This window comes from Parageobacillus sp. NEAU-HV-2 (assembly GCF_059115485.1).
Genome location: NZ_JBXUJJ010000003.1, coordinates 363,217 through 386,920 on the forward strand (window position 1 = coordinate 363,217; position 23,704 = coordinate 386,920).

General features: G+C 43.4%; 23 protein-coding genes and 1 pseudogene. 11 read left to right on the forward strand and 13 right to left on the reverse strand.

From position 1 onward, the window contains the following. Nucleotides 1–65: 65 nt before the first annotated feature. Nucleotides 66–1,217, forward strand: a complete 1,152-nt coding sequence (locus tag AC1WMD_RS08150) for a DUF2515 domain-containing protein (protein WP_494256635.1) — start codon at nucleotides 66–68, stop codon at nucleotides 1,215–1,217. Beyond that, entirely contained in the window at nucleotides 1,144–1,599 is a 456-nt protein-coding gene (locus AC1WMD_RS08155) for a CBO0543 family protein (RefSeq protein ID WP_494256636.1), read from the forward strand. Before AC1WMD_RS08150 ends, AC1WMD_RS08155 begins: the two co-directional genes overlap by 74 nt. A 160-nt stretch (nucleotides 1,600–1,759) precedes the next feature. Here the strand turns inward: AC1WMD_RS08155 and AC1WMD_RS08160 are convergent, their stop codons facing one another. Then, nucleotides 1,760–3,196 carry an NAD-dependent malic enzyme gene (locus tag AC1WMD_RS08160; protein ID WP_494256638.1) on the reverse strand — a complete coding sequence of 479 codons (1,437 nt, stop codon included), beginning with the start codon at nucleotides 3,194–3,196 and terminating at the stop codon, nucleotides 1,760–1,762. A 271-nt stretch (nucleotides 3,197–3,467) separates the two neighbouring features. Here AC1WMD_RS08160 and AC1WMD_RS08165 point away from each other — a divergent pair, with 271 nt between their 5' ends. Beyond that, entirely contained in the window at nucleotides 3,468–4,364 is an 897-nt protein-coding gene (locus AC1WMD_RS08165; RefSeq protein WP_494256640.1) for a DMT family transporter, read from the forward strand. Between the two features lie 84 nt (nucleotides 4,365–4,448). On the opposite strand, the gene AC1WMD_RS08170 is transcribed toward AC1WMD_RS08165, so the two are convergent. After that, complete coding sequence (locus AC1WMD_RS08170; RefSeq protein ID WP_043905092.1) at nucleotides 4,449–5,003, reverse strand: DJ-1/PfpI family protein; 555 nt, start codon at nucleotides 5,001–5,003, stop codon at nucleotides 4,449–4,451. 157 nt (nucleotides 5,004–5,160) lie between these two features. Here AC1WMD_RS08170 and AC1WMD_RS08175 point away from each other — a divergent pair, with 157 nt between their 5' ends. Together AC1WMD_RS08175 and AC1WMD_RS08180 are read left to right on the forward strand one after the other, a co-directional pair. Next, on the forward strand, nucleotides 5,161–5,889 hold the full coding sequence (locus AC1WMD_RS08175) for an NAD-dependent deacylase (protein WP_043905093.1): 729 nt from the start codon (nucleotides 5,161–5,163) through the stop codon (nucleotides 5,887–5,889). Beyond that, complete coding sequence (locus tag AC1WMD_RS08180; RefSeq protein WP_494256701.1) at nucleotides 5,886–6,758, forward strand: fructosamine kinase family protein; 873 nt, start codon at nucleotides 5,886–5,888, stop codon at nucleotides 6,756–6,758. The genes AC1WMD_RS08175 and AC1WMD_RS08180 overlap by 4 nt, the downstream gene beginning before the upstream one ends. A 65-nt stretch (nucleotides 6,759–6,823) precedes the next feature. Here the strand turns inward: AC1WMD_RS08180 and AC1WMD_RS08185 are convergent, their stop codons facing one another. The 5 genes from AC1WMD_RS08185 to AC1WMD_RS08205 form a co-directional block, all read right to left on the reverse strand. Further along, the gene (locus tag AC1WMD_RS08185; protein WP_043905095.1) at nucleotides 6,824–7,381 is read right to left on the reverse strand and encodes a DUF4871 domain-containing protein; all 558 of its coding nucleotides are present in this window, start codon (nucleotides 7,379–7,381) and stop codon (nucleotides 6,824–6,826) included. Nucleotides 7,382–7,476: 95 nt separating this feature from the next. Further along, nucleotides 7,477–9,861, reverse strand: a complete 2,385-nt coding sequence (locus tag AC1WMD_RS08190; RefSeq protein WP_043905096.1) for a penicillin acylase family protein — start codon at nucleotides 9,859–9,861, stop codon at nucleotides 7,477–7,479. A 320-nt stretch (nucleotides 9,862–10,181) separates the two neighbouring features. Beyond that, nucleotides 10,182–11,438, reverse strand: a complete 1,257-nt coding sequence (locus tag AC1WMD_RS08195; protein ID WP_043905097.1) for an exo-beta-N-acetylmuramidase NamZ family protein — start codon at nucleotides 11,436–11,438, stop codon at nucleotides 10,182–10,184. A gap of 15 nt (nucleotides 11,439–11,453) precedes the next feature. Continuing rightward, entirely contained in the window at nucleotides 11,454–13,550 is a 2,097-nt protein-coding gene (locus tag AC1WMD_RS08200; protein ID WP_043905098.1) for a glycoside hydrolase family 3 protein, read from the reverse strand. 18 nt (nucleotides 13,551–13,568) lie between these two features. Then, nucleotides 13,569–15,287, reverse strand: a complete 1,719-nt coding sequence (locus AC1WMD_RS08205) for a serine hydrolase domain-containing protein (RefSeq protein WP_043905099.1) — start codon at nucleotides 15,285–15,287, stop codon at nucleotides 13,569–13,571. Here AC1WMD_RS08205 and AC1WMD_RS08210 point away from each other — a divergent pair. Continuing rightward, nucleotides 15,229–15,408: a hypothetical protein gene (locus AC1WMD_RS08210; protein WP_186003978.1), complete on the forward strand. Its 180-nt coding sequence runs from the start codon at nucleotides 15,229–15,231 to the stop codon at nucleotides 15,406–15,408. The genes AC1WMD_RS08205 and AC1WMD_RS08210 overlap by 59 nt on opposite strands. Nucleotides 15,409–15,570: 162 nt before the next feature. Here AC1WMD_RS08210 and AC1WMD_RS08215 read toward each other — a convergent pair. Then, a pseudogene (locus AC1WMD_RS08215) lies at nucleotides 15,571–15,735 on the reverse strand (GDYXXLXY domain-containing protein); the annotation flags it as partial. Beyond that, nucleotides 15,732–16,358, reverse strand: coding sequence for a phosphatase PAP2 family protein (locus AC1WMD_RS08220; RefSeq protein ID WP_494256642.1), 627 nt, complete (start codon nucleotides 16,356–16,358; stop codon nucleotides 15,732–15,734). The gene AC1WMD_RS08220 and the pseudogene AC1WMD_RS08215, both read right to left, overlap by 4 nt. A 550-nt stretch (nucleotides 16,359–16,908) precedes the next feature. Here AC1WMD_RS08220 and AC1WMD_RS08225 point away from each other — a divergent pair. The 5 genes from AC1WMD_RS08225 (at nucleotide 16,909) to AC1WMD_RS08245 (ending at nucleotide 20,803) form a co-directional block, all read left to right on the forward strand. Then, a complete protein-coding gene (locus AC1WMD_RS08225; protein WP_494256643.1) occupies nucleotides 16,909–17,292 on the forward strand; it encodes a YwqH-like family protein in 384 nt (127 codons plus the stop codon). A gap of 15 nt (nucleotides 17,293–17,307) precedes the next feature. Then, complete coding sequence (locus tag AC1WMD_RS08230) at nucleotides 17,308–17,580, forward strand: YwqI/YxiC family protein (RefSeq protein WP_494256644.1); 273 nt, start codon at nucleotides 17,308–17,310, stop codon at nucleotides 17,578–17,580. 12 nt (nucleotides 17,581–17,592) lie between these two features. Further along, the gene (locus AC1WMD_RS08235; RefSeq protein ID WP_494256646.1) at nucleotides 17,593–19,212 is read left to right on the forward strand and encodes a T7SS effector LXG polymorphic toxin; all 1,620 of its coding nucleotides are present in this window, start codon (nucleotides 17,593–17,595) and stop codon (nucleotides 19,210–19,212) included. 69 nt (nucleotides 19,213–19,281) lie between these two features. Further along, on the forward strand, nucleotides 19,282–19,968 hold the full coding sequence (locus tag AC1WMD_RS08240) for a hypothetical protein (protein WP_494256647.1): 687 nt from the start codon (nucleotides 19,282–19,284) through the stop codon (nucleotides 19,966–19,968). Nucleotides 19,969–20,008: 40 nt separating this feature from the next. After that, the gene (locus AC1WMD_RS08245; protein WP_494256648.1) at nucleotides 20,009–20,803 is read left to right on the forward strand and encodes a hypothetical protein; all 795 of its coding nucleotides are present in this window, start codon (nucleotides 20,009–20,011) and stop codon (nucleotides 20,801–20,803) included. A gap of 63 nt (nucleotides 20,804–20,866) precedes the next feature. Here the strand turns inward: AC1WMD_RS08245 and AC1WMD_RS08250 are convergent, their stop codons facing one another. From AC1WMD_RS08250 to AC1WMD_RS08265, 4 genes are all read right to left on the reverse strand, one after another. Next, entirely contained in the window at nucleotides 20,867–21,286 is a 420-nt protein-coding gene (locus AC1WMD_RS08250; protein WP_494256649.1) for a DUF6884 domain-containing protein, read from the reverse strand. Between the two features lie 2 nt (nucleotides 21,287–21,288). Next, nucleotides 21,289–21,672 (reverse strand): hypothetical protein, encoded by a 384-nt coding sequence (locus AC1WMD_RS08255; protein ID WP_043905106.1) that lies wholly within the window; start codon nucleotides 21,670–21,672, stop codon nucleotides 21,289–21,291. Between the two features lie 44 nt (nucleotides 21,673–21,716). Beyond that, nucleotides 21,717–22,256 (reverse strand): DUF6998 domain-containing protein, encoded by a 540-nt coding sequence (locus AC1WMD_RS08260; RefSeq protein ID WP_494256650.1) that lies wholly within the window; start codon nucleotides 22,254–22,256, stop codon nucleotides 21,717–21,719. A 437-nt stretch (nucleotides 22,257–22,693) separates the two neighbouring features. After that, nucleotides 22,694–23,668, reverse strand: coding sequence for a carbon-nitrogen hydrolase family protein (locus AC1WMD_RS08265; RefSeq protein ID WP_043905108.1), 975 nt, complete (start codon nucleotides 23,666–23,668; stop codon nucleotides 22,694–22,696). Nucleotides 23,669–23,704: the final 36 nt, after the last annotated feature.

The window sequence follows — 23,704 nt, forward strand, 5'->3', positions numbered from 1 at the left end:
TATATAATCCTCCTCTAATACTTATTCCCGCACCGGCAAAACGATTCGCAGAAGGAGTGGTTCGCATGTTTTGGGCAAAAAAGAAAACTCCTTCCCTCTCCCCATTGCTTCTTGAGATCAAAAATGAGTTAAAGAAAAAGAGGAAAGGGGTGAGCGATATTGTAAAAGAGGCCAATCTAACAATGGAAGAAAAACAGCTCGTGCAGCAAATAGCAGCCCGGACAAAGGAGAAAAACGAAAACAACGTCACAAGAACAGCGGCATACCTGGACTTTTACAAGCGGCACCCGGAAATTCATTGGGCTTTTTTAGGACATATGGTATCGAGAAACGGCGGCTGGAATATGACGGATTTAAAAGGGGAACTGCTGCTGTATTTATTGACCGAGGAGGAACGGCAAGCTTTCTTCTCCTTTTTGGAACGCGGAAACTGGCTTATTTTTCAAGATGTCTATCCACAATTTTTACTTTATGAGGAAAGCAAAAAACGGGGAAAACCGCTGTTTTATCTTCTCCCAATGTTTCACGTATCGACCTTCATGGAAACGATTTGGAACCATTTTTGGCGCCGCGGCGATCCTTATATTCTTGCCATTGCCCTGGTCATTAACGAGCAAAATTATTTGGAAAAACGGGTTATCCAAAATCCCGTTTTTCAAAAAAGCGTCTTCCATACCATCGAATTCAAACTGCAAGATTTTCTCAGCTTAAACCATATTTTGTTTCCGTACGAGGATCAACAAGGAAATACCGTTCTCATCGGTCAAACGCTCCATCAATTCCATTCGCTGCATGAACGGATTTTATTAGGAAAGCGGCTGTACTCGTTGCTGTTTCAAAACAGCGACACATTGGAAAGAGTGTTCCGCTGGGCTTCGCTTCACCCCCATACCGGGACACGGAAAGATTATTGGCCCCATCTGTTCAATGATGTTTGGGAATTGGCCCCTAGGCAACCATACCGCCGGCGGATTAAAGATTGTCAAATACAGCCGGGGGTGCCCCGAATTTACAGCCCGCGACTCCTATATGCATGGAAAAATGTTGTCCATGAAGAAGCGGAGCGCGGCGACTGGTTTGATGATTGGAATGTTGTGGAATACCTTGTGAAATCAAACGAACAAATAAATGGAGAGATTACCCATGCCTATTGTGAAACGCTCGAAAAAATGGAACTGGCGATCATCGCCAAAAACACCTTCTTTCATTCGCACTAAGCGCGCTCCTGCCTATATTTCTACGCTTTTCTTTGCGTCATGGATTGGAACATATTTAGACCTTTATTTTGTCGGAAATGGATGGTACCATTTCCCACACAGGCCGTTCCCAGCCATTTTTTCGATTGATCTTTCCTTCACCTTAATCGGCCTGCCGCTCTTTGTCACTTTTTTTCTTTACGTCATGGCAAGGCTTCATCCATGGCAACGAGGAGGTTTTCTCATCGCAATGGGCCTGCTGATGACATGGATCGAAAAACAGGCAGAGACAATAGGATGGTTTGTCCACAGCTCTGAATGGAAACACATATATTCGTTTGTTGGGTATTCGCTGTTTATGGCGATGGTCTGGAGGTTTTATCGCTGGATGAGCTTGCACTAGAGGCAAGCCTGCGAAGTTGTATTTCGTGGGTCTGAATATAATTCATTTTTACATCACAAGTTGCTTTCAAGAAAAACTGAACGGCCTTTCCCCGATGGAATATCGAGAAAAGGCCGCAGCTATTATTTTGCAATTGTCAGAGGATAATGTCCGCTTATTTTTACTCCCCTGTATATCCCCCTAAAGGAATATTATCTTTCCGCGCCACGCCGGTCCGGTACGCTGCTTCGATGACCGCTTGCCGCACTCGTTCTACTACTTTGCTATTAAATACGCTTGGAATGATATAAGTTTCATTGAGTTCGTCTTCCGTGACGACGGAAGCGATCGCTTTCGCGGCAGCGAGCTTCATTTCTTCGTTGATTTCTTTGGCGCGGCAATCAAGCGCACCGCGGAAAATGCCAGGGAAGCATAGCACGTTGTTAATTTGGTTCGGATAATCCGAGCGCCCTGTCGCCATCACGCGGACATACGGTTCGGCGAGTTCTGGATCGATTTCCGGCACTGGGTTGGCCATGGCAAACACGATTGGGTCGCGCGCCATTTTTTTCACATCTTCCACCTTCAAAATGCCTGGAGCGGAAACGCCGATAAACACGTCTGCACCGGCGATGACATCGGACAAGCTTCCTTTTTCGTTGTCCGGGTTAGTTATTTGCGCATATTCCTGCCAATACGGATTATCGTATTTTTCATCGCGATGGATGGCGCCGTAGCGGTCGACACCGACAATATTGCGCACGCCAGCCGCCAGCAGGATTTTCGTGCAGGCAATTCCTGCGGCGCCGATTCCTGTCAATACGACTTTAATATCTTCTAGTTTTTTATCGACGATTTTGAGCGCGTTTAACAATCCGGCAAGCAACACCACCGCTGTACCATGCTGGTCATCATGAAACACTGGGATGTCAAGCTCTTCTTTTAGCCGTTTTTCAATTTCGAAACAGCGCGGTGCCGAAATATCCTCAAGGTTAATGCCGCCAAACGCCGGCGCAATCGCTTTGACAATTTGAATGATTTCTTCCGTATCTTTCGTATTCAAACAAATTGGAAAGGCATCGACCCCGGCAAACTGTTTAAACAGCATCGCCTTTCCTTCCATCACCGGCATCGCCGCGTAAGGGCCGATGTCGCCCAGCCCCAATACCGCTGTGCCGTCCGAAACGACCGCAACCGTATTGCGCTTAATCGTCAGCGAATACGCTTTTCTTGGGTCTTGTGCAATTGCCGTGCACACCCGCGCCACTCCCGGAGTATACACTCTCGATAAATCATCGCGCGTTTTGACCGGGATTTTCGATTTCGTTTCAATTTTTCCGCCGATATGCATCAAAAACGTCCGGTCTGATACGTTAATGATTTTAACACCTTGAATTTTTTTAAGCGCTTCAATAATAAGATCACATTGCTTTGTATCCAACGCACTGACGGTAATGTCGCGTACGGTATGTACTTTGCTTGAGGAAATGACGTCAATCCCGACAATGTCTCCGCCTGCTTTCCCAATCGCTGCGGCGATATCGCTGAATAAGACACGATCTTTTTCAAATTGAAGACGAATCGTAATGTTCATTGTTGCACCACTTGGTAATGCCATTACAATCTACCTTTCTTTTACATTTTTATCCATCTCAAAATCTTCTACGGTACACATGTTATCCTATTAAAGGAAAAAAGACAACCCTTATCTTATTAAAAAAAAGAAAAGGATGGAAATTTACTCACAGCCGTCGATTCCGCAAGCCATCCCTTCACCAACTTCACGCAATGATTGTTGCAACCAGACGAATATCACCTGAAAAAATTTTTGTCTCCGCGAACGACCAAATTTTAGTACAATAAAGAAAAAGAGGGATGGGAGGCCTGTGATGAGGGAAAAAGCTTTTTTAGTGCTGGCCAATTTATTTTGGGCGGGAAATTACATCTTTGGCAAGTATGTCATTACAGAAACCGGGCCTTTATGGCTGACATTTATCCGTTGGAGCGTCGCCTTTGTTTTTCTTCTTCCTATTTCTTATTTATGGGAACGTCCGCGCTACAAAGAAGTGGTCAAACAATGGTGGCTTCCGCTCATGATCACTGGCATTCTTGGCATTACCGGCTATAATCTACTTCTGTACAGGGCGCTTGAATATACATCGCCGATGAACGCGGCGATCGTCAATGCCTTGAATCCAGCAACTATCGTTATTTTATCGTATTTTCTTTTAAAAGAACGGGTGACGTGGCTCAATCTCATCGGCTTTTTTCTTTCGCTTGTCGGCGTTTTGTTTATTTTAACGAACGGGCATTTACAATGGATTTTCCAAACCAACTATAACCGCGGCGATTTGATGATGCTGCTTGCCGGCGTTGTCTGGGCGCTTTACTCGATTATCGGCAAAAAACTAGCCGTCCCGCCGATTACGGCAACAACTTGTTCGGTATTTTTCAGCATTATCCTCTTACTGCCGTTTCTATGCTTACAGCCATTTCCGCTCGCCGAAGTCAGTAAAACCGGTATCATCGGCATTAGCTACATATGCTTGTTTCCGTCCGTTCTCTCTTTTTTATTTTGGAATATAGCCGTCAAAAAAGTCGGACCGAGCTATGCCGGCGTTTATTTAAATTTGATCGCCGTATTTACCGCGGTCATCACCTTTTTGCTTGGCGGAAGCATTTCCGCCTCCCAGCTCATCGGCGGCATAATTGTGCTATTCGGGGTATATTTAGCAACAAAAGTGCAAAAAGCGAAAATAGAAGAAACAAAAGGCATAGCCACTTAAAACTCCGAATGCGTAGCAATGATTCTATTATTTGCTTGACATAAATAAGTCCCCTCAAGTTGCCTTGAGGGGACGTTTATTTCCTTATTTTTGAAGCAAACGGAGAAATTCGCGCATAAAGGCAGGCAAGTCCGGCCAAGCATGAGCAGAAACAAGATTTTGGTCGACGTGTATGGTGCTGTCCGATACATACGTTGCCCCTAACGCTTCTACGCCTGGTTTGCACGCGATGTAAGCCGTTAAGCTGCGGCCTTTCAACACATCTGGCATTGTTTCAAAAATGAGCGACGCATGGCAAATCGCCGCAATTGGCTTATTCGCTTCAAAGAAATGGCGCACAATACGCCGCAAATCTTCATCAAGGCGTATATATTCCGGCGCGCGCCCGCCTGGAATGACCAGTCCGTCATATTGCGCTGGATCGATATCAGCAAACGCTGCATGCGCGTCAATCAAATACCCTTGCTTTTCTACATACGTATCCCAGTCGGCAAAATCATGGACCACGGTATGCAATTTCTTTTTCTTTGGCGCGGCAATCGTGACGTCATAACCTTCTTCAAGCAGGCGATAGTACGGATAATACACTTCCAACGCTTCTACCGCATCCCCCGTTACAATCAATACTTTTTTGCTCATGATCACGCCTCCTTACCTAATTTTTATTACCATCTCTATCATAGCGAAAATTGGAAAAAAGAGAAAGCGAAATGATTGTCGAAAGATGAAGATAGGGAATTTTTTCGATTTCATATAAAATAGAAGTACCTACTTATGCGTAAAGGAGAGGGGAAATATGATTGCGTCATGGTTAATGTCATCCCGTCACGCCGTGGTGCTGACCGGAGCCGGGATGTCGACGGAAAGCGGGCTTCCCGACTTTCGCTCGGAAAAAACGGGGCTATGGACACGGTTTAATCCGCAGCAGCTCGCTAGCACCTACGCGCTCGAGCACCATCGGCAGGCATTTATCGAATTTTATCAATACCGCATTCGTACGCTGCAAGCATGCCGGCCGCACGAAGGGCACATGATTTTAGCCGATTGGCAGCAGCGCGGTCTTATTCAGGAAATTGTGACGCAAAATGTTGATGGATTTCACCAGCAGGCCGGAAGCCGTCACGTCATTGAACTGCATGGTTCATTACGGACGGTACATTGCCAGCAGTGCGGCAACACGTTTAACAGCATCGTATATCTGGAGCATCGATTTACGTGCGAATGCGGAGGCTTTTTGCGCCCGTCCGTTGTCCTGTTCGGCGAAATGCTGCCGGAACAGGCGCTCGAGCAAGCATGGCAAGCAGCGCAAACAGCGGATGTATTGATCATCCTTGGCTCTTCCTTGCAAGTATCGCCTGCCAATCAGCTTCCGCTCGTCGCCAAACGAAACGGAGCGAAAATCGCGATCGTCAACTGGGAACCGACTGAACTTGATGACATCGCCGACGTTGTCATCAACAAGCGGAAAATCGGCGATGTGCTGCGCGAGATCAACGATGAATGGAAAGCGGGGAATGGCCGGTGAAGGTGGAAGCGATCTTGCAAGAAGCGCTACATTCGATCGGCGATTTCTCCCCGATTCAACAATACCGCCGCGTGCACGGAGGCGATATCAATGACGCCTTCTACGTTCAAAGCGAAAAGCAGCCATATTTTATAAAAATGCGCCGCACCTTTCCACACCGTTTTTTCGAATGTGAACAGACAGGATTGGAGACCATTCGAAACGCTAACGCCATCCGCGTTCCGTTCGTTTACGGCATGAAAGAAGCGAAGGAGTACGGGTTTTTGGTTTTAGAATGGATTGAAGGAAAGAAAACTAACAAAACGGCCGAACAGCTCGGGCATGGCATCGCCCGCCTTCATCAATGCCGCGGCTTGGCATTTGGATTTGCGGAAGACAACTATATTGGACTATTACCGCAAAAAAATGGATGGTACGACAATTGGATCGATTATTTCCACGAATGCCGCCTGCTTCCGCAACTTCGGCTTGCGGAACAAAAAGGGCACATGCCTCTACAGCGGCGAAATAAGCTTGAGAAGTTGCTTTCCTCTTTGGAACGCTGGTTGCCAAAAGATTGCTCTCCGTCCTTATTGCACGGCGACCTGTGGGGCGGAAACTGGCTCGTCGGCGCAAACGGTGTTCCCTACTTGATCGATCCCGCTGTGTTTTACGGACACTATGAATTCGAAATCGCCTTTACTGAACTGTTCGGCGGGTTCCCTAGCCGCTTTTATGAAGCGTACAACGAACTCATGCCGCTTTCTTCCGATTATCATGAACGGAAACAATTATATCAGCTTTTCTATTTGCTTGTGCATTTGAACTTATTCGGGGAAACATACGGGAGTGCGGTCGATCGTGTGCTGCGAAGGTATGTCGGAGAATAATAGAAAATATAAACACCCTTCCCCTGCTTCTAAGGAGAAGGGCAAGGGTGTTTATCTCCAATCCGTTATTTCACTTCCACCACCACATAATCCCAAAACGTATCCCCAATGTAGACAAGCAACGCCCATTTTCCTCGTTCGCCAAGCATCATATTCGACGGCAAATGGGCATCTGCTCCGTTATTTGGGCCTCCTAGGTCGCGTGTTGTCCAAACACTTTTTCCGTCCCATGTTAATGCAGGTGTGATAGCGCCGCTGCCTTCTTTTACTGCCACGATCGTCAGCTTTCCTTCCGGAATGGAATCGCCCCAGAAATGCCACATATATTTGCCGTTTTGATTGGCAAAGAATGGCGCATCGATAAAGGCGACCTTATTAGGCACGCCTCTCATTTGATAGCCGCCTGCTGAGAAAACGGGGCTTACCTGCCAGTCAATATTGCGAATAACTTTCTCGTCCACATGAACCGGTGGTTTTTCTGCCCCGCTTGTTTCTTCCGCATGGGATTCTATCCCCCGCGTTGGTTGCTTTGCTTCCTCGCTGCACGACGTTAAAGCAAAAACAATAACTGCTCCCAACAAACAGTAAATCGACCTTATCTTCTTAATATGCAACACATCCATTTCTCCTCCCCTATATACATTGCTTGACTTATACATTCGTCTAGCGTGGAAACAATCCTGCTAAGAAAAAAGGAATAGGCTCTTGTTTGTGGCAACTATTCTTTTGGTGTTAAAGTAAGTACATCCCCACCTTCTACTTTCCCTAATGTTGTCACATGATATGTTCCCTTCACCCAATCATCGATTTGATCATGATACCAGCGGCTGCTGAAATGCCCCGCCTGACCAGGCCCGACGATATGGTAGCCATGCTTGATATCGTTTACATCGATGACAAACCGCCAGGAAGCGCCATGGTTGACAATGCCTTCGTCCGTGAAGCTCGCTGCCTGCACCGTCACTTGGCTGCCGCCGACAGAAACCGGCTTTTCCCGATTGAAGAAAAACTGCAGCAACGGGGAGGAACTTGACATCGGATGGGCAAAGTAAAGTCGATGATAGTCTCCCCACTTCCACTTCGACGGGTCAGCGCCGTATTTTTCCGCCAACTGGTCGGTAACATGATGCAGCGCTGTCGCAAGCACACGGGCAAATCCGCCGTTTTCCGTAAACCATGGCGAGACATCTCCTTTCGCCGCCCGCCGCAGCAACTCATCAACCACCATCTGTTTTCCTTCAAACAACTTATCCACTTGTGGCGGAATATCTTTACGGAACAAAACTTTCGGAATTTCTTTCATCCACAAATGGAAAATCAGCGGGGCGGCATCGTCTTTGCGATCGACATAATCCCAATTGCGCAGCTCGGCGAGCACTTTTCGCTCGATTTTGGAAAGCGGCTCGCTAGCCACCGCTTGCACCAATACCGGCACAAATTCTTTCGCCCATAAGTTGGTTTGATCCATTTGCAGCTTTTTCATGTCTTCGAGCGTGAGATTATTTTTGCTTTCAAGCACTTGCGCAATCCGCATATAACGGCACGGCTGCGCCCAGTGGTGGCTGATATGGTATGAATAGTGATTTCCTATCACCTTGTTGTTCGCCGTAGCAATAAATCCTTCTTTTGGATTTACCACACGCGGCAGCCTGTCAAACGGAATAAATCCGATCCATTCGTATTCGTCCGTCCATCCTGGGACCGGAAGCAGACCGTCTCCTTTTTTGCGAACCGGAATCTTCCCGTTTGCTTTATACGCGATCGTTCCGTCTTTTGCCGCAAAAACAAAGTTTTGCGTCGGAACATGGAAATGCTCGAGCGCTTTTTCAAACTGCTGCCAGTTCGTTGCTTTATTCATTTCCAAGATGGCCTGCAGCTCTGTAGATGGATCCAGCGCCGTCCAGCATAGTGAGAACGCCATATTGTCATCTTTATATGCAAAATCGGAAATGACAGGACCGTGCCTTGTAATCGTCACCTTATATGGAATCGTTTTGCCGCCTTTGACTTTGATCGGCTCTTTCACGACCCTCGCGTCTTCCCACTTTCCGTTGTACAAAAATTGCCGCTTGTTGGCTGGATTTCTTTTTTCGATATATAAATCTTGCACATCCGGTCCGGTGTTTGTCACGCCCCACGCTACATGCTCGTTATGTCCTAAAATGATGCCTGGGATTCCTGCGAAAATCACTCCACTGACATTCAAGGTGGGGGCCTGCAAATGCATTTGATACCAAATGGACGGGGTGCTTAGCGATAAATGAGGATCATTCGCCAAAAGAGGTTTGCCGCTTTTTGTTTTCTTACCGCTGACTACCCAGTTGTTGCTACCATTCCATTCCCGCGGAATGACAGCGGACGCAAACGCTTTTTCAACGGAAAGCTGTACATCTTTGTATGCTTGCACAATCGTTGGTGCGTCTTTGGGATAGGAGGGAAATAGATCGTACGCTTTTTCCTTCGGCAAGTTTTTAAGCGTCCAATAGCGGAACGCCTGCCCTTGCCAATGGCCGCCTAAGTCAAAGGCCATATACTTTCCAATCGTTAGCGAATCTATCGGAGTCCACGGCTTCGGCTCATAGCCAAGCAGCCGAAACTCAATCGGCAGCCTCCCTTCCTGTTTGGCAAGCTCGATATAGGCGTTGACACCGTCGGCAAACGCCTGCAGCACCTTTTTCGCTTCTTCGTTATATGCGTCATAGGAGGCTTTCGCGGCGCGGCGCAATCCGAGCGTGCGGAAAAATTTATCGCGCTTGACCGTCGCCTCGCCAATCACTTCGCTTAATTGGCCCGACGCCTGCCGTCTGCTTAAATCCATTTGAAACAGACGATCCTGTGCCTGAACAAAACCTTGGGCAAAAAATAAATCATGCTCATTTTTCGCGGTAATGTGCGGAACACCGTTTTCATCCCGAACGACTTTCACTTCCGCCAACAATCCCGGTACAGAAAGTTCTCCCTTTGTTTGCGGAAGCGAACGGTTTATGTAAGCGTTTACAAACATAACGATTCCGACCACAGCGAAGACAATAATAACTAACGTACTCCATACAGTCTGTTTCCATCTCTTCGTCTTCATTTGCGGATGAGCAATTGTTTTCATCTAATTCCCCCTTTCCTTGTACTTAAAATATATTGCAACCGAAATTAAAAAACTCCTTGTTTGCCTCAAATGTAATATTTTTATATATTTGGTAACATCCTTCCGATTATACACTTAAATGTGCCGCTATGTCCGAAAAAAATTTGCTAAAAATCATTCAAACACTCGATCCAAAAAAGAATCCCGTTAATTAGAAACATTCCGGTAAATCATTGCTTTTTCGCTTTAAAACAGCCGAGAGCGAGTCTATTGATTCACCCTCGTTACATTATTTTGGTTTTGAAGTCTTCTTGCATAAAAAAGAGAGGGAGCCCCTCTCATTAGTAAAGCAAGTACTTCTTTCTGATCTTCATAAATGTTTCTACATCTTTCTCCCATTTTTGTTTCATTTCTTCCACCGGCATTCCGTCTTCAATCGCCTGACGCACCCAGCCATTGCCAATAAGCTGATCGAAATACGAAATACCTTGGCTGTTTTCTTGGCTAAAGGCAAATTGACCTGGATATAAATCATGAATGGTTTTGACAATGGATAGACCGGTTTCTACTGGTTTAAACGCATGACGATCCGTCACATGAATTTGGATGCCATGTGTTAATTTTCCGCTATGTTTTGAAAAAGTCGGCGTGAAACTGGCTGGGCGGAAAATAACGCCTGGCAGATGCAGGGCATTTAGTTTCTCCGCCAATTCGATACTGTCGATAAACGGAGCGCCGATAAGCTCAAACGGCTTTGTCGTTCCCCTGCCTTCCGATACGTTCGTTCCTTCGATGAGAGCCGCTCCCGGGTACACAAGCGCAGTATCTAACGTCGGCATATTCGGAGACGGCAATACCCATTGCAGCCCTGTATCATCGTAATACATGGAACGCTTCCAGCCTTTCATTTTCACAACCGTCACATCGGCACCGATGCCAAACTCCTTGTTGAACAACAAAGCAAGCTCTCCTACCGTCATTCCATGGCGCAGCGGAATCGGATACATGCCAACAAAGGAAGAATACTTCGGATCGAGTACAGGCCCTTCTACTTTCATGCCGCCTAGCGGATTTGGCCTATCTAATACAATAAATGGAATATTGTTTTCTTTGGCCGCTTCCATCGCGTACGCCATCGTATAAATATACGTATAGAAGCGGGTGCCGACATCTTGAATATCAAAAAGAAGCACGTCAACTCCTTTTAGCATTTCCGGTGTTGGTTTTTTCGTCGGTCCATATAAGCTGTATACAGGAAGACCAGTTTTTTCATCGATATAAAACGGAACATATTCGCCGGCTTGAGCGCTGCCACGCACGCCATGTTCCGGACCATATAAAGCGACAAGCTGGATGTCAGGGTCATTGTAAAGGAGGTCCACCACACTATTTAGGCGCTCGTCAACACCAGTTGGATTGGTAATGAGCCCAACCCGTTTTCCTTTAATTAAGTACTTTTTCTCCTTTAATAGCACTTCTACACCAAGCTCTAGTTTTTGGTTTCTTTTCTCTTTTGATGGGCCTTTTGCCAATACACCAGTAAACAGCGACAAACTCAAGATCACTGTCGTAAAAACAATCCACCATCGCTTTTGCATGAAACCGCCCCCTTTTTAATAAGTGAGACCATGGCCGTATTCGTACAGTACGCCGCCATCGTAACTTGGAATCGTTACCGGAAGTTTGCCAGTCGGTGTATTTACTCCGAAAATCGTATCTACTGCCGCTTGGAAACTTGCCTGCTGAAAACCGTACTGCGCGAGGTAGGCATCCACATTTGGATAGGACATCACATCATACGGATTGCGAATCCCGATTGCGATGATAGGAGCATCTGTGTTTGCGATAATTTGCTGCACCATTTTCATTTGCGGGCTCGACGGCAACCTTCCTGAGACGTTCGAAGTATACGTGCCGACAATGACCGCATCTGCTTCTTTCACTTTTTGCAGCTGCGCCTCATCTAAAGGAGCCGCCGCTTGGATGACAGTTGCATTTGGAATGTAGGTCTGTATTGCTTCCGCTAATGATTCCATCATCGTATTTCCTACAACGACAAGGTTGTTTATTTCGTTTGCTTGAAGCGGTAATACATTGTCATTTTTCACAAGTGTAATCGATTTTGCTGCGGCTTCGGATTCAACTTGTTTATGCTCTTGCGAACCGACAACTCGCAAAGCATGGTCGACGATTTCTTGCGGATCAGGCGGGGTTTCTTGTTTAAAAATGCCGCGTTTCACTTTTAACGTTAAAATTCGTTTTACGGAGGCGTTGATCCGTCTTTGCGAAATGTCGCCGTTTTGCACTGCTTTCTTTAATCCGCTTGCTACTTCTTCCAGTCCCACCGGCATGAGCACAATATCAGCACCAGCTTGAACCGCTCTTATCGCCGCATCCACCGATCCAAAATGATCGCTAATCGCTTTCATATTCATCGCATCGGTAATAATGACACCATCAAATCCCATTTCTTCACGCATTAATCCGGTCAGCACTTTATACGACAAAGTGGCAGGAAGCGAAATTTCCGTCCCGTCTTTTTGCGAAATCACCTTCGTATCATCGATTTTCGGGAACGTGACATGAGCGGTCATAATCGCATCAACTCCCGCTTCCATCGCTTTTTGAAATGGATATAGTTCAACTTTCTTCAAACGATCACGGTCATGCGGCACTTCCGGCAACCCAAGATGGGAATCGACAGCTGTATCTCCATGTCCTGGGAAATGCTTGGCGGTAGCGGCAATTCCGCCGTCTTGCAATCCTTTGATATAAGATACCCCCAGTTCCGCGACAAGCTCTGGATTTTCGCCAAACGAACGGACGCCGATCACCGGGTTATCGGGATTATTGTTGACGTCTAAAACAGGAGCTAAATTCATGTTAATGCCTAGCGCGTATAATTCTTCGCCAATCGCATGCCCTACTTTGTAAGCCAATTGTTCGGAACGAGTCGCCCCCAGCGCCATGTTCCCCGGCATATTCGTCCCTGACTGCAGCCGCGTCACAATGCCGCCTTCCTGGTCTATCGACATAAGCAACCCAAACTTTTCAGCCGTCTGCTGATAGTCCGCGACGAGCTTTGCCGTCTGCTCCGTCGTCACCACATTTTCACGGAATAAAATGACGCCGCCAATATGATAGGTTTGTATCAGTTCCTTGATTTCCGGAAGCATGGCAGTGACAGGCTTCCCATTGAAATTGCGGAAATCCGGCATCAGCATTTGCCCGATTTTTTCTTCCAACGTTAGTCCATCTATCGCTTTTTGAATAATGTCATAGCGGCTTCCCTTTTCTTTGACAACGGTCACTTTCACGTTCTGTTTGCCGCTTTTTTTCGATGCAGGAGCGGTTTTAAACTCAAAAGCGATGCGGTCTTTCTGCATTCCGTCTGTCACTGTAATAAACGTTCTTCCGCTTTTTTCGAGGAAAGTAACAACACCATGATCATCCACAGTAGCTACCTTTTTATTGGATGATTTCCATCTTAGCCCTTCGGTTACTTCGGTGAAATATCCTTCCCGATGAACATGAAGCGCTCGCAGCGAAATTTTATTTCCATCGACTTTCACATCTACTTCCGGAATGTTTTGATAAATGATTAAGTCGGTCTCCGATTTTTCTGTATGCGCTTGCGGTGAAGTCCATGGAACGAAGAGCATCATCACTGCTGCTAAAATTGCCGTTATTTTTTTATAAAATGACAACATCCTTTTTCCTCCTCAATCTCAAAATGAACGTTGTTCCCACTCACTGCTTTCCCATGTTGCCTTCATCTTCTTACCGTTCTCATCCGTAAGACAAATATTCGTTACATACCAGCCACGCCCGTTGACAGAAACATCGGTATGATAGCGAAAGCGAATCGAGACAGTATGTGCTGGAATTGTCACGGTCTTTGTTATCCAATCCCCGCTGCTGCCTGTCAATAATTCTCCAACTTGCGTCCAATGAATGCCGTCTTGTGATACTTCCACCACGCCAAAATCAACGTTTGGTTCGATTCGATACCATGTATCAAAGGTTAATGTTGCTTGTTCGTTTAATGTTACATTTGTCGATAGCACCGCATTCAAACCGTCACCATATCCGGCAAACCAAGCTTGTTCTTTTCGAGGCATTGCAATCGGAATTGCATCCGCCGTTAAACGGGCAACTTGTCTGCGCAGCGGATTTGTAGACACGGTATTCCGCGTAGGATGCACACGATTTGTCAACAAAATAGCAATAACATGATTATTCGGGCTTACTACGATCGATGTACCGGTATATCCCGTATGCCCCAGTGTGGTACTTTCCGACAGCGCATCCATGTACCACCCTTGAGCAAGTTCCCATCCTAATCCATGATCGTCGCCAGGGAATTGCGGAATTTGGTTTTCCATTAATAGCCGAACCGTTTCCGGTTGCAGGATCCGCTTACCGCCATACTTTCCGTTTTGCAAAAACATTGAAGCAAAAATTGCTAAATCGTGAGCGGTTGAAAACACTCCCGCGTGGCCGGCCACCCCGTCCAGCGCCCACGCGTTTTCATCGTGGACTTCTCCCCAGACAAGCCCTCTTCCGGTCCACGGCTGGTATTCCGTAGCGGCAATTCGCGTCTTTAAGTGTGGAGGGGGATTATACATCGTATCGTTCATGCCAAGCGGTTTCGTAATGTATTTATACACAAACTGATCAAGGCGCAAACCGGACAGCCGCTCCACCAGCGCTCCTAGTGTAATCATGTTCAAATCACTGTATGTATACGTGGTTCCCGGCGGGTGTTCAAGCGGCTGTGCAAACACGATTTGCAAACGGTCTTCGCGATTGGTTCCCATTTTATATAGAGGAATCCATGCCGCAAGTCCGGAAGTATGGGTCATTAATTGACGAATGGTTACTTTTTCTTTTCCGTTTTGCGCAAATTCCGGTATGTACTTAGCGACAGGGTCATCCAAAGAAAACTTTCCTTGCTCATAAAGTTTCATCGCCGCGGTAGTCGTAAACAGCTTGCTGATAGAAGCTAAATCGAAAATAGTATCTTCCCGCATCGATATCGGCTGTTTGGATTCGGTAAACACATCATCCTCATATCGCTTTGCGTATCCATACGCTTCGTGTTTGACAATGATTCCTCTCCGAACAATATAAACAACTGCCCCTGGGATAACACGGTCACGCATCGCCTGTTCTATTACTTGATCGATTTCCCGTAAAGGTTCTTCCCTCATGCCAGCCGCTTTAGGCGATCCCGGGTGTATAACCGGAGAAACGGGGCCGGGATGATCCCAAGAAAAAGGTGTTTGTATTTTGGACTGAGTTGTTTTGTATACTTTCTTTTCAGTTTGCTCCATCGTGGGAGATGGATGTTCATGGGATATTGCGAAAACAGGTGGGGGTGAAGAAATGATGACTGATCCTAACATTACAGACGACAAAACGATGGAAATAGACCGATTGCTCATCAGCAGCCTCCTTTTCATCAAAATAACTAATAGAAAAAACGTATTTCTCCTGGTGCATTTTCTTGGGGCAAAAAATGTTGAAGCAGAGATATTGGAAGGGTTTTCATTTTTTATAGAATAGCAATTTATGGTATAGTTGTATATACCACTTTACTCCTGATTTGATTAGGACATTTTCCCTAATTTTTCCTTTCTGCGAAAAAGAAAAAGCTAATTCGAAGAACAGTTCCTTTTTCGAATTAGCTTTACCAAACATATTCCCTTTCATGAGGAAATGGTTCCCTCATTCACTGCTGATCTTTTCGAGCAGCGCATCTCCGTCCTCACTAACGCGCACATAGGCAAAGCGGGCCTTCTCCTGCCATTTTTTCCCTTCTCCTTCCGGAACAAAATACGATTCAATTCCATACACGACCGTATTGCCGTAAAACGTTCCATTGATGATTATTTTTTAAAACTCCCTTTGTTCGTAACCGGCATTCTACTATAAACAAATTGATAAACAGAAATGCAAACAGAAAGATAAGCAATCCCTAACAAAAACCCTGCCAAAACGTCAGACGGGTAGTGAACTTGAAGGCTTAAGCGGCTAAGCCCTGTCAATAATGCAAGAAGGCCGAAAATGAAAAAAATCATCCACCGTTGTGATGCTTTCTTTACCTCTTTGCTTAGAAAGTACGCGATTAACAACAAATAAATGCTGCCGACCATCGCGTGGCCGCTCGGGAAGCTAAACCCGTACACCCCTTGCGCAAATGGCGGCCGCGCCCGTCCGACAAGGTCCTTAATAAATGTATTCAGCCCGTAACCGCCGCCGACAGCAACCAGCACAAGCACCATGCCGTAATAATCGCGTTTGCAAAACCATAAAAACAACACAAGCAGGATGCTGGCAATGCCGATGAAATAGCCATAGCCTAATATCGTAAAGCCATCTAACCAGTCCCATGAATCAAACAATTGTAGCAGCCGCTGATCTATCGCATTGGTTGCTCCCGCCGCCACCGCGGCCCATATGGCAAGAAACAGGAGAAAACTAAGTGCAGATACGGATAGAAGACGTTTGTTCATATTCATGCTCCTTGCTTTTGTTATGATATTTATATCGAAATTATAACTCAACTTTAGCCATTTGTTAGGTAAAATCTTGTAATCATCTAAAACAGCTTAAAAACCTTTTACGATACAATATTAGCAATTGTCCTTGGGCTGCCCCTCGCCATCTCACACCACCGTACGTACCGTTCGGTATACGGTGTCCCTTAGGCCGGAAGTTTGCGCCCGCTTCCTTCCGATTCCGCGTTGCCACGGGCACCCTTGCACCAAATTAACAGCTCTTTCTCCTTCACAACTCAGGACCATCCACCTATAGACTGTACCCATACCGGACACACCAAAAGAAATTTCTCATTTAGGGGCGTTTCTTTTTCAAACACAGGATGATTGAACAACTTTTTCAAAAATCAAATAGGTATTTTTTATCATATTTTTATGAAGAAAATGATTCCAAATCCTTAATTTTCCTGTTTCATATTTCTTGGAAAACAAACGCTGTGTAAAATATATAATGGGATTCCATATTTTCTATAAACAGTATTTATTTTGAAGGAAGATGATGAATATGGAGGAAAAAGAATACGTCATTCACCAATTATATAATGATATTTCTAATCTTGAAGACCAATTGCGACATAATTACGAAAAAATTGCACGGTTAAAAAAAGCTGAAAGCGGCATATCTAATGAACTTAGTGAATTGGTTGATCACAAACCACTTGTATTTGACCCCGAGCTCACTCCCTATACATGGCAAGGCAAATATGCCGATATGTTTTTAGATATAAGAAACGGCATCAATTACGCGTACACAGGCATTATTCAGCAAACGGAAAGCCTTTTAAATGATATTTCCAAAAAGATATCGGAACTAGAAGCGCTGAATACAAGCATTTCCAACTCTATTTCTTCAAAACGAAGCCAGTTGGCTCATTTAAAGGCTCAGTAAGCAGGTGGGATTACAATGACAGAAATTAAAGTCCATTTAAAGGAAGTTGAAGCGTCATTAGACGAGCTAAAACGTAAAATCGGCGAATTAAATACTAATCATTCACATCCATCGTTCCCGGTTTCCTCTCTTGATTTCATCACAAAAATAAAAGCAATTGAAGACCTTTACTATCAAATCGTTACCGATTATAAAAATACGCTATTACACATTGAGAACGATGTTCGCAGACATATTGAGAATCTTGCGGAGACAGACCGAAATATTGCCAAAAAGATGACCATATAACGGGGAGTCAAGATGATGAGGGTATTAAAAGTATCGGAAGTTTCACATGAAATCAATCAATTGATCCGTCAAAAACAGCAAGAAAAAGAACAAATCCTCGCTATTCGCGATGCTGTGAACAAAATAATCCATTTAGACGATGCTTTAGAGGGGGAAGGCGGTGAAGCGATTAAAGAACACTTTGCTACTTTGCATATCCCTGCCATTCTCCTGCTGCATCAATTTCTTTATCAGTATTTAGACATCCTAGAAGACATTTTAACTAAGATCGAACATTTTGAAACAAATAGCGGTTTTATAAGCGAACAATTTATCGAAGCAGAAGTAAAAACACGCCTTAATCAGTTAGAAAACTTTACCGAGGAAACGGTCAATAGCATCCATCAATATTTTTTAGACGTGGCAGATTTGGTTCATGGCACTCCTATTCAAATTCTTCCTTTTCAGCATCAAATCGCATCGGCAAAAAGTCACGCTCAAAAAACTGTCCATGAACTGGCGAAGCTTGATGAAGAAATCTCTAGCGAACTGACACCCATGCAAGAGCAGCTCGCTCAAATTCGTCAATTCACCCAGAAACTGCACGAATGGACAAAAGGCGGCGTTTTCTTAAGTAAAGAACAAATAAAAGAAATCGAAAATTTCATTTCCGAAACAGATACGTTCAAAGAAATGATTGATGATGCGATTGAGCTGTCTGTACAAGAGGGAGATTCCACTTTTGTAGGCGCCGTCGCCGAATGGCTCGATTCCCTCGGCAAATTTAACGGCGCGCTTAGTGTTGCAAAAGGATTGGTTGCAGTTCACGTTCTCCGTACAGGTTTATTAACTTTATCCAAAGATGGAAAAGGGAATTTTATTATTAAAGCATCCCAAACGTGGTTAAAAGGAGCAAATAAAAAATACGAATCAAAGCTTGCAGAAAGAATCTACCAATTATTAGAAAAAGGAGATAAAAACTCTAGCAATATAATTAAAAGAGCTTTAGCAAAATATCACAATGCACCAAGCGGCGTTTTACGCGACCTTATTGGTTTGTATCCGAAAACAAATAAAATCAGTTTTGGGAAAATCGTCGCACAACAACACAAAATCCTTGTCTTTGATGAAAGCTTATTAAAACAATACAATGCAAAAGTGGATATTAGAAGCACCGTTCGGCAATTTACAGATGTTAAATCTATATCAAAACTTATTAAAAGGTTGCCATTAGCAGGGGTATGGTTCTCATTAGGTACAAATGCAGGTGAATTTTTCAGTGACGAGAATCAATATAAATCTTTGTATGAAAAATTCGGGAGATTTTCGGCAGGTCTCGGACTTGATGTTGGTGTTGCTGCTACAACGTCTGCAGGAGCATATATAGGTTCATTAATAGCACCAGGTCCAGGAACAATTATTGGCGGAGCTATTGGTGCCGGAGTTGGTATTGTTGGGTCATGGTTGATAGAAGATGCGGCAAAAGACTTTGGCGAAAAAGTCGGACGCGAAATTGAAGAAGTTGTACAGGGAATCAAGGAAGGTGTGGAGGAAGTTGGAAAAGAAATTGAAGAAGGCATTGAAAACGTTACAGAAATGGTAAGTGATTCTTTAGCAAACGCGGAAAAGTTTATTGCGGATTTTTTTAATTAGTGTAATAAAAATTGAGATGGTAGATACCGTTCAATTCAAAATCACTTTAATAAAGGAGATATTTATATAATGAAAGTATTATTTCCAAGTTCTAAATTGAAACAACAAGTTCGCACATTTCCATTAAAAAAAAAGAACAAAAAAAATTTTTCTATTAAAAGAGGAGCAGCCTTTTTTTTAGAGAGTAATCTCTTTGTACTTCTCATTCTCGCTATACTTCTCATCAATAAAAATTACTGGGATGAAGACGGTTCAATCATGGTTTTCATTTTTATTTCCGGTTTTGAACTCTTGTTTATTTTGCTTTTTGTTCCTGCTTGCTTTTTCTATGAACCGGTCCGTATAAACCGAATCATTCAATCTATCTTCAAAAAAAGAGAAAAAAATGAATGGATAGGAATGGCCTTAGTTTTTTGCCTAGCAACTCTTATTTCTTTAGGTCTTATTTTCGATATGCCTTATCCAAGCATCTATCTTCCAGTGTGGCTTGCAGTTAGTTGGGTATGCGCTTTTGTATCCATATTTATTCAGCGTTTTGTTATTGCTTATTATTATTCTAATGTGAACATAGAGAATGACCAGAAAAGTATATTTAATTATTTTTTTAAATACAGTGCATTATTTATTATGGGCTTTAACCATTATATTCAATTACTTCTATCCAAAATGCCGTTTTTGCTCAATAAACTATTTGCGATCTTAACTTTTCTTGTACTAATTTTGCAATCTTTTGTGGTTCTTGGCGTATATGATTGATGTAGCTATAAGTGAATACTTTTGAAGGAGATGCGATTACATGAGTACAAATGGAACCGTTACTTTATCCATAAACGAACTAGTTTCTGCTTTAGCTTTATGCGGATACAGCGAAATAGCCAGCCAAATATTAAACGACGCTACTTTAGTAGAAAATGAAGAAGAAGAAAAACGTTTTATCCGTGAAGTAGAGCAGTTGCTGCATCAGAAAGGTTATTTAGATGTGACAAGAGAATCTTTATTAGTTCCGGGATTAGAAAATTTAATTCACTTGCTAGTACAGTCCAGAGAAAAAGTTCGATGCGTGGATATGAAAAAAAGACACGTATTGTTGCTGCACCGTGTTCATGATTCCAAAACTTTAGTTCAACATGTGAAAGGAAACGAACATTCCTTTTCATTTCATGATCCTCAAAAAGGATTGTTTAACTTGCTTTGTCACTTTTTTGCTTCAAATACTAGAAGAAAGAAGCCCGAAGATATCTTGCCTATGGAAATAAACGATAAGCTGTTTGATGAGCTTCATACATCAGAACCGGAAGTTCTTCTTGAAGCGATACGAGATGAAAAGGTTCCGTCCACCATGCGTTTATTTTTACAGGACTTTCTTGACAATGGCCAGGAATTAAACAATTTCGCTTTTATGGAATCCGATTATGTCAAAAATAGATCCGCTTTGGATCAAGTAGCTTTTTTCCTTCCAAGCAAATCGTTTATTTGGCATATTGACTATGAAAAGATTGAGAAGAATAAAATCTTTATTGTCCCTGTGTCTGTTCAAGAATATTTTCAAAAAGTAGAAGAAACGATAAAGGAATTTTTTCACCTATCCTAAGTTCATATTCTCAATGTTTTTTTCTTCCCGCCATGATAAATGTTGTTGGCGGGATTTATTTAATTATTCATTTAGCGCTTTACTATAAAACTCCAGTTGCTCGCCGATTTTCATGCCTTGCAACGGTACCCGGCATCTTATTCCTTGACTTTCAAGCATTGGAATGAGATAATGCCGGTATTTTTTGCCGGCGAAAAAATCGATTTCTGTTGGATGGATCGCTTTTAATTGTCGAAATACTTTCTCTGACCATGCTATTATTTCTAGCGCTTTCATTTGATTGAGCGTCACATCATACGGATCAATGACCATATCTTTTGTGAGCAATCCATATTTGGCGGAAAGAATAAACCAATCGTCATATCCTTTTTTCTCGACAAATGCTACCGCTTTGGTAAATAAAGAAGATGGTTCATACATTTCCTTTGCCGCACAAGGATAACTTCTCTTTTTTTTCGTACAACTAATTAGCGCGATTTTCATTTTTACTTCATCCCCCCTTCTCTCTTTAATACATGAATAACCGCATTACTGCGGACTTTCTTTCCATATTGTTCAAGCAATTTTTCAAGCTCGCTCATCAATTCTTGGCTGCGAACAGATTCTTTTGGAAGCTTCACAAACCATTGCTTCAACACTTTTTCCGTATCTATTCCTGTTTTTCCTTTTCCTCTTGCATATTTGGCGGTATTCATATCTTTATATCCTATATATTTGCTTGGGCCGAAAGCTTGCAAATCAGAAATATAATACCAATGTTTGAACTGTGTTAGTTGTTGAACAATATCTGTTTCATTTTGCAAATCTTTATTAAACTGTTTTACATTTTCTAATACCTCTTCTAATGATGAAACTAATACGGCTTCCATAGATTTCAATCCTTTCTTCTATAATTCTCATAAATATCTCTTTGCTACCTTTGTAATGAAAACAACTCTAACCATTCTTTTTGTTCATTAGTTAACGTGTATAACGAATTTTTGGAAGAAGGAAAAATCTCCGCATCCTCCCAATATCGCCCGGCGACGCTTGTCGCTATCCCGATTTTGACATTGCGCGCTTTTAGTTGCTCTAACAGCGCTGATGCCTCAAATAAATACACGTAGGAAATACACCACGGTCTCGTCCATCCACGGGAGGAAGCCGCCGAACGCAAATCTCCTGTCAATACTAAATAATAATCAGGCAACCTATTCGGATTTATATCTAACAATCTTTCGTTTTTTGTGTAAAACTTAATATTTACCGTTTTCCCTTTTAGATTCCCTTTGGTAAAATATCCGTCAAATCCTTTATTAGAAGCCGAATCCACTAACGAAATGCCGAAAACTTTCGCAGCAATATACTCTCCAACATGCCCGATTAACGCGGGGCGCCTAATTATTTCTGTTATTTTTCTTTCTATTCTATTTTTTTGTTCGATTAATCGTGCTAATTCATATAATTCCTGCATACTACCGATCTCCCCAAAAATTTAACCGACAAAGTTTCTAATGCACTATGCAAAATATAAAAAGAGAAACCGATCAATAAAAGAAGCATCCATTTTCCCATATCTTTTCGTCTGTTTTAGGGCACAAAAAAGATTCCATACAAATCCACGATTATTTTATCAACATTTTCTATCAAATATTAATAATGTTATAAAGAAAGAAGGAAAAATTCCATATTTGGATTTATTTTGAGCTGTCCATTGCTTCATCAAATTCAGGCTAAGGAACGATTTCGATTCCATTGCGAGTAAAATGAGCGATTCAATAAAAAACTGTATTGAGCAAATTATCTAAAAAAGAGACACGAACCCGATTCCTTAGTTAGAATAGATGTGTCACCATGCCATCCTACAAGGAGGTTCATGTCTCACGTATAGGCTATCACTTCACCAAGAATTTACGGTTGCGAAATGTCAGATTTTATCCATTTCACACTATCTTTCTTCTCTTCATTTACTAAAAGCTGGAATACATCAGGTCTTGAGTAGTGCCCTACTACATCAAAATCAAATTGACTATAGGCGATATCCCGCAAATCCAAATCGGCTATAAGAATGTCTTCTTTGCCATAGACAGGTTCCTTAATATAGTTTCCTAATGGGCCTACAATGGCGCTTCCTCCAGCGCACATCTCGTGAGGAGATGATGCCAATTCTTCATAACAAGCTAAATCAGTCGGGTACATATCCTTCGTGACATACTGATTGCAGGATAGTACGAAACATCTTCCTTCCGCTGCAATATGACGAATCGTAGACTGCCATAATTCTCTAGCATCTGCCGTCGGAGCGATATAAATTTGAACCCCTTTGGCGTACATCGCCACTCTCGCTAATGGCATATAGTTCTCCCAACAAATCAACGCCCCGATTCTTCCGTATGGGGTATCGAAAACAGGCAACGTGCTGCCGTCACCCTCTCCCCAAATGATTCGTTCAGAAGCTGTAGGTTTTAGCTTTCGATGTTTTCCAAGCAAAGTGCCGTCTGGTCCAAAAAATAAAACACTGCAGTAAAGAGTGCCTCTACTAAACTCGTTATCTCTTTCAATGACACCGATAACGAGATAGGCTCCCGCCTTACGGGCTGCTTCTCCTAATAGTTCTGTTGTTTCACTTGGTACGGCTACCGAGTTTTCCCAGTAACGAAGCCAGTCTTTTCGTCCTTCTGGTGAACGACTTCCGACAGTCGTTCCAAAAGTAAGCCCTCTTGGATAAGCTGGAATAAAAGCTTCTGGAAATACGATGATATTTGCGCCTTTTTCTGCAGCTTGTTGCGTTAACGAAATCGCTTTTTCTGTACTTGCTTTTCGATCCATAATCACGGAAGCGGCTTGCACAACAGCTACACGCACATTAGATTGTTGAGTGGTCATTTGAAACTCCCCTTCATTTCCTAGTTTTTAATTAAC

Excerpts from the sequence above, each read along its gene's own strand:
- AC1WMD_RS08175 (WP_043905093.1), top strand. The coding sequence starts at position 5,161 with ATGATTGCGTCATGGTTAATGTCATCCCGTCACGCCGTGGTGCTGACC.
- AC1WMD_RS08165 (WP_494256640.1), top strand. The coding sequence starts at position 3,468 with ATGAGGGAAAAAGCTTTTTTAGTGCTGGCCAATTTATTTTGGGCGGGA.
- AC1WMD_RS08160 (WP_494256638.1), bottom strand. The coding sequence starts at position 3,196 with ATGGCATTACCAAGTGGTGCAACAATGAACATTACGATTCGTCTTCAA.
- AC1WMD_RS08245 (WP_494256648.1), top strand. The coding sequence starts at position 20,009 with ATGAGTACAAATGGAACCGTTACTTTATCCATAAACGAACTAGTTTCT.
- AC1WMD_RS08260 (WP_494256650.1), bottom strand. The coding sequence starts at position 22,256 with ATGCAGGAATTATATGAATTAGCACGATTAATCGAACAAAAAAATAGA.
- AC1WMD_RS08195 (WP_043905097.1), bottom strand. The coding sequence starts at position 11,438 with ATGCAAAAGCGATGGTGGATTGTTTTTACGACAGTGATCTTGAGTTTG.
- AC1WMD_RS08225 (WP_494256643.1), top strand. The coding sequence starts at position 16,909 with ATGGAGGAAAAAGAATACGTCATTCACCAATTATATAATGATATTTCT.
- AC1WMD_RS08240 (WP_494256647.1), top strand. The coding sequence starts at position 19,282 with ATGAAAGTATTATTTCCAAGTTCTAAATTGAAACAACAAGTTCGCACA.
- AC1WMD_RS08210 (WP_186003978.1), top strand. The coding sequence starts at position 15,229 with ATGATGACTGATCCTAACATTACAGACGACAAAACGATGGAAATAGAC.
- AC1WMD_RS08250 (WP_494256649.1), bottom strand. The coding sequence starts at position 21,286 with ATGAAAATCGCGCTAATTAGTTGTACGAAAAAAAAGAGAAGTTATCCT.
- AC1WMD_RS08150 (WP_494256635.1), top strand. The coding sequence starts at position 66 with ATGTTTTGGGCAAAAAAGAAAACTCCTTCCCTCTCCCCATTGCTTCTT.
- AC1WMD_RS08235 (WP_494256646.1), top strand. The coding sequence starts at position 17,593 with ATGATGAGGGTATTAAAAGTATCGGAAGTTTCACATGAAATCAATCAA.
- AC1WMD_RS08255 (WP_043905106.1), bottom strand. The coding sequence starts at position 21,672 with ATGGAAGCCGTATTAGTTTCATCATTAGAAGAGGTATTAGAAAATGTA.
- AC1WMD_RS08170 (WP_043905092.1), bottom strand. The coding sequence starts at position 5,003 with ATGAGCAAAAAAGTATTGATTGTAACGGGGGATGCGGTAGAAGCGTTG.
- AC1WMD_RS08220 (WP_494256642.1), bottom strand. The coding sequence starts at position 16,358 with ATGAACAAACGTCTTCTATCCGTATCTGCACTTAGTTTTCTCCTGTTT.
- AC1WMD_RS08205 (WP_043905099.1), bottom strand. The coding sequence starts at position 15,287 with ATGAGCAATCGGTCTATTTCCATCGTTTTGTCGTCTGTAATGTTAGGA.
- AC1WMD_RS08190 (WP_043905096.1), bottom strand. The coding sequence starts at position 9,861 with ATGAAAACAATTGCTCATCCGCAAATGAAGACGAAGAGATGGAAACAG.
- AC1WMD_RS08155 (WP_494256636.1), top strand. The coding sequence starts at position 1,144 with ATGCCTATTGTGAAACGCTCGAAAAAATGGAACTGGCGATCATCGCCA.
- AC1WMD_RS08230 (WP_494256644.1), top strand. The coding sequence starts at position 17,308 with ATGACAGAAATTAAAGTCCATTTAAAGGAAGTTGAAGCGTCATTAGAC.
- AC1WMD_RS08200 (WP_043905098.1), bottom strand. The coding sequence starts at position 13,550 with ATGTTGTCATTTTATAAAAAAATAACGGCAATTTTAGCAGCAGTGATG.
- AC1WMD_RS08265 (WP_043905108.1), bottom strand. The coding sequence starts at position 23,668 with ATGACCACTCAACAATCTAATGTGCGTGTAGCTGTTGTGCAAGCCGCT.
- AC1WMD_RS08185 (WP_043905095.1), bottom strand. The coding sequence starts at position 7,381 with ATGGATGTGTTGCATATTAAGAAGATAAGGTCGATTTACTGTTTGTTG.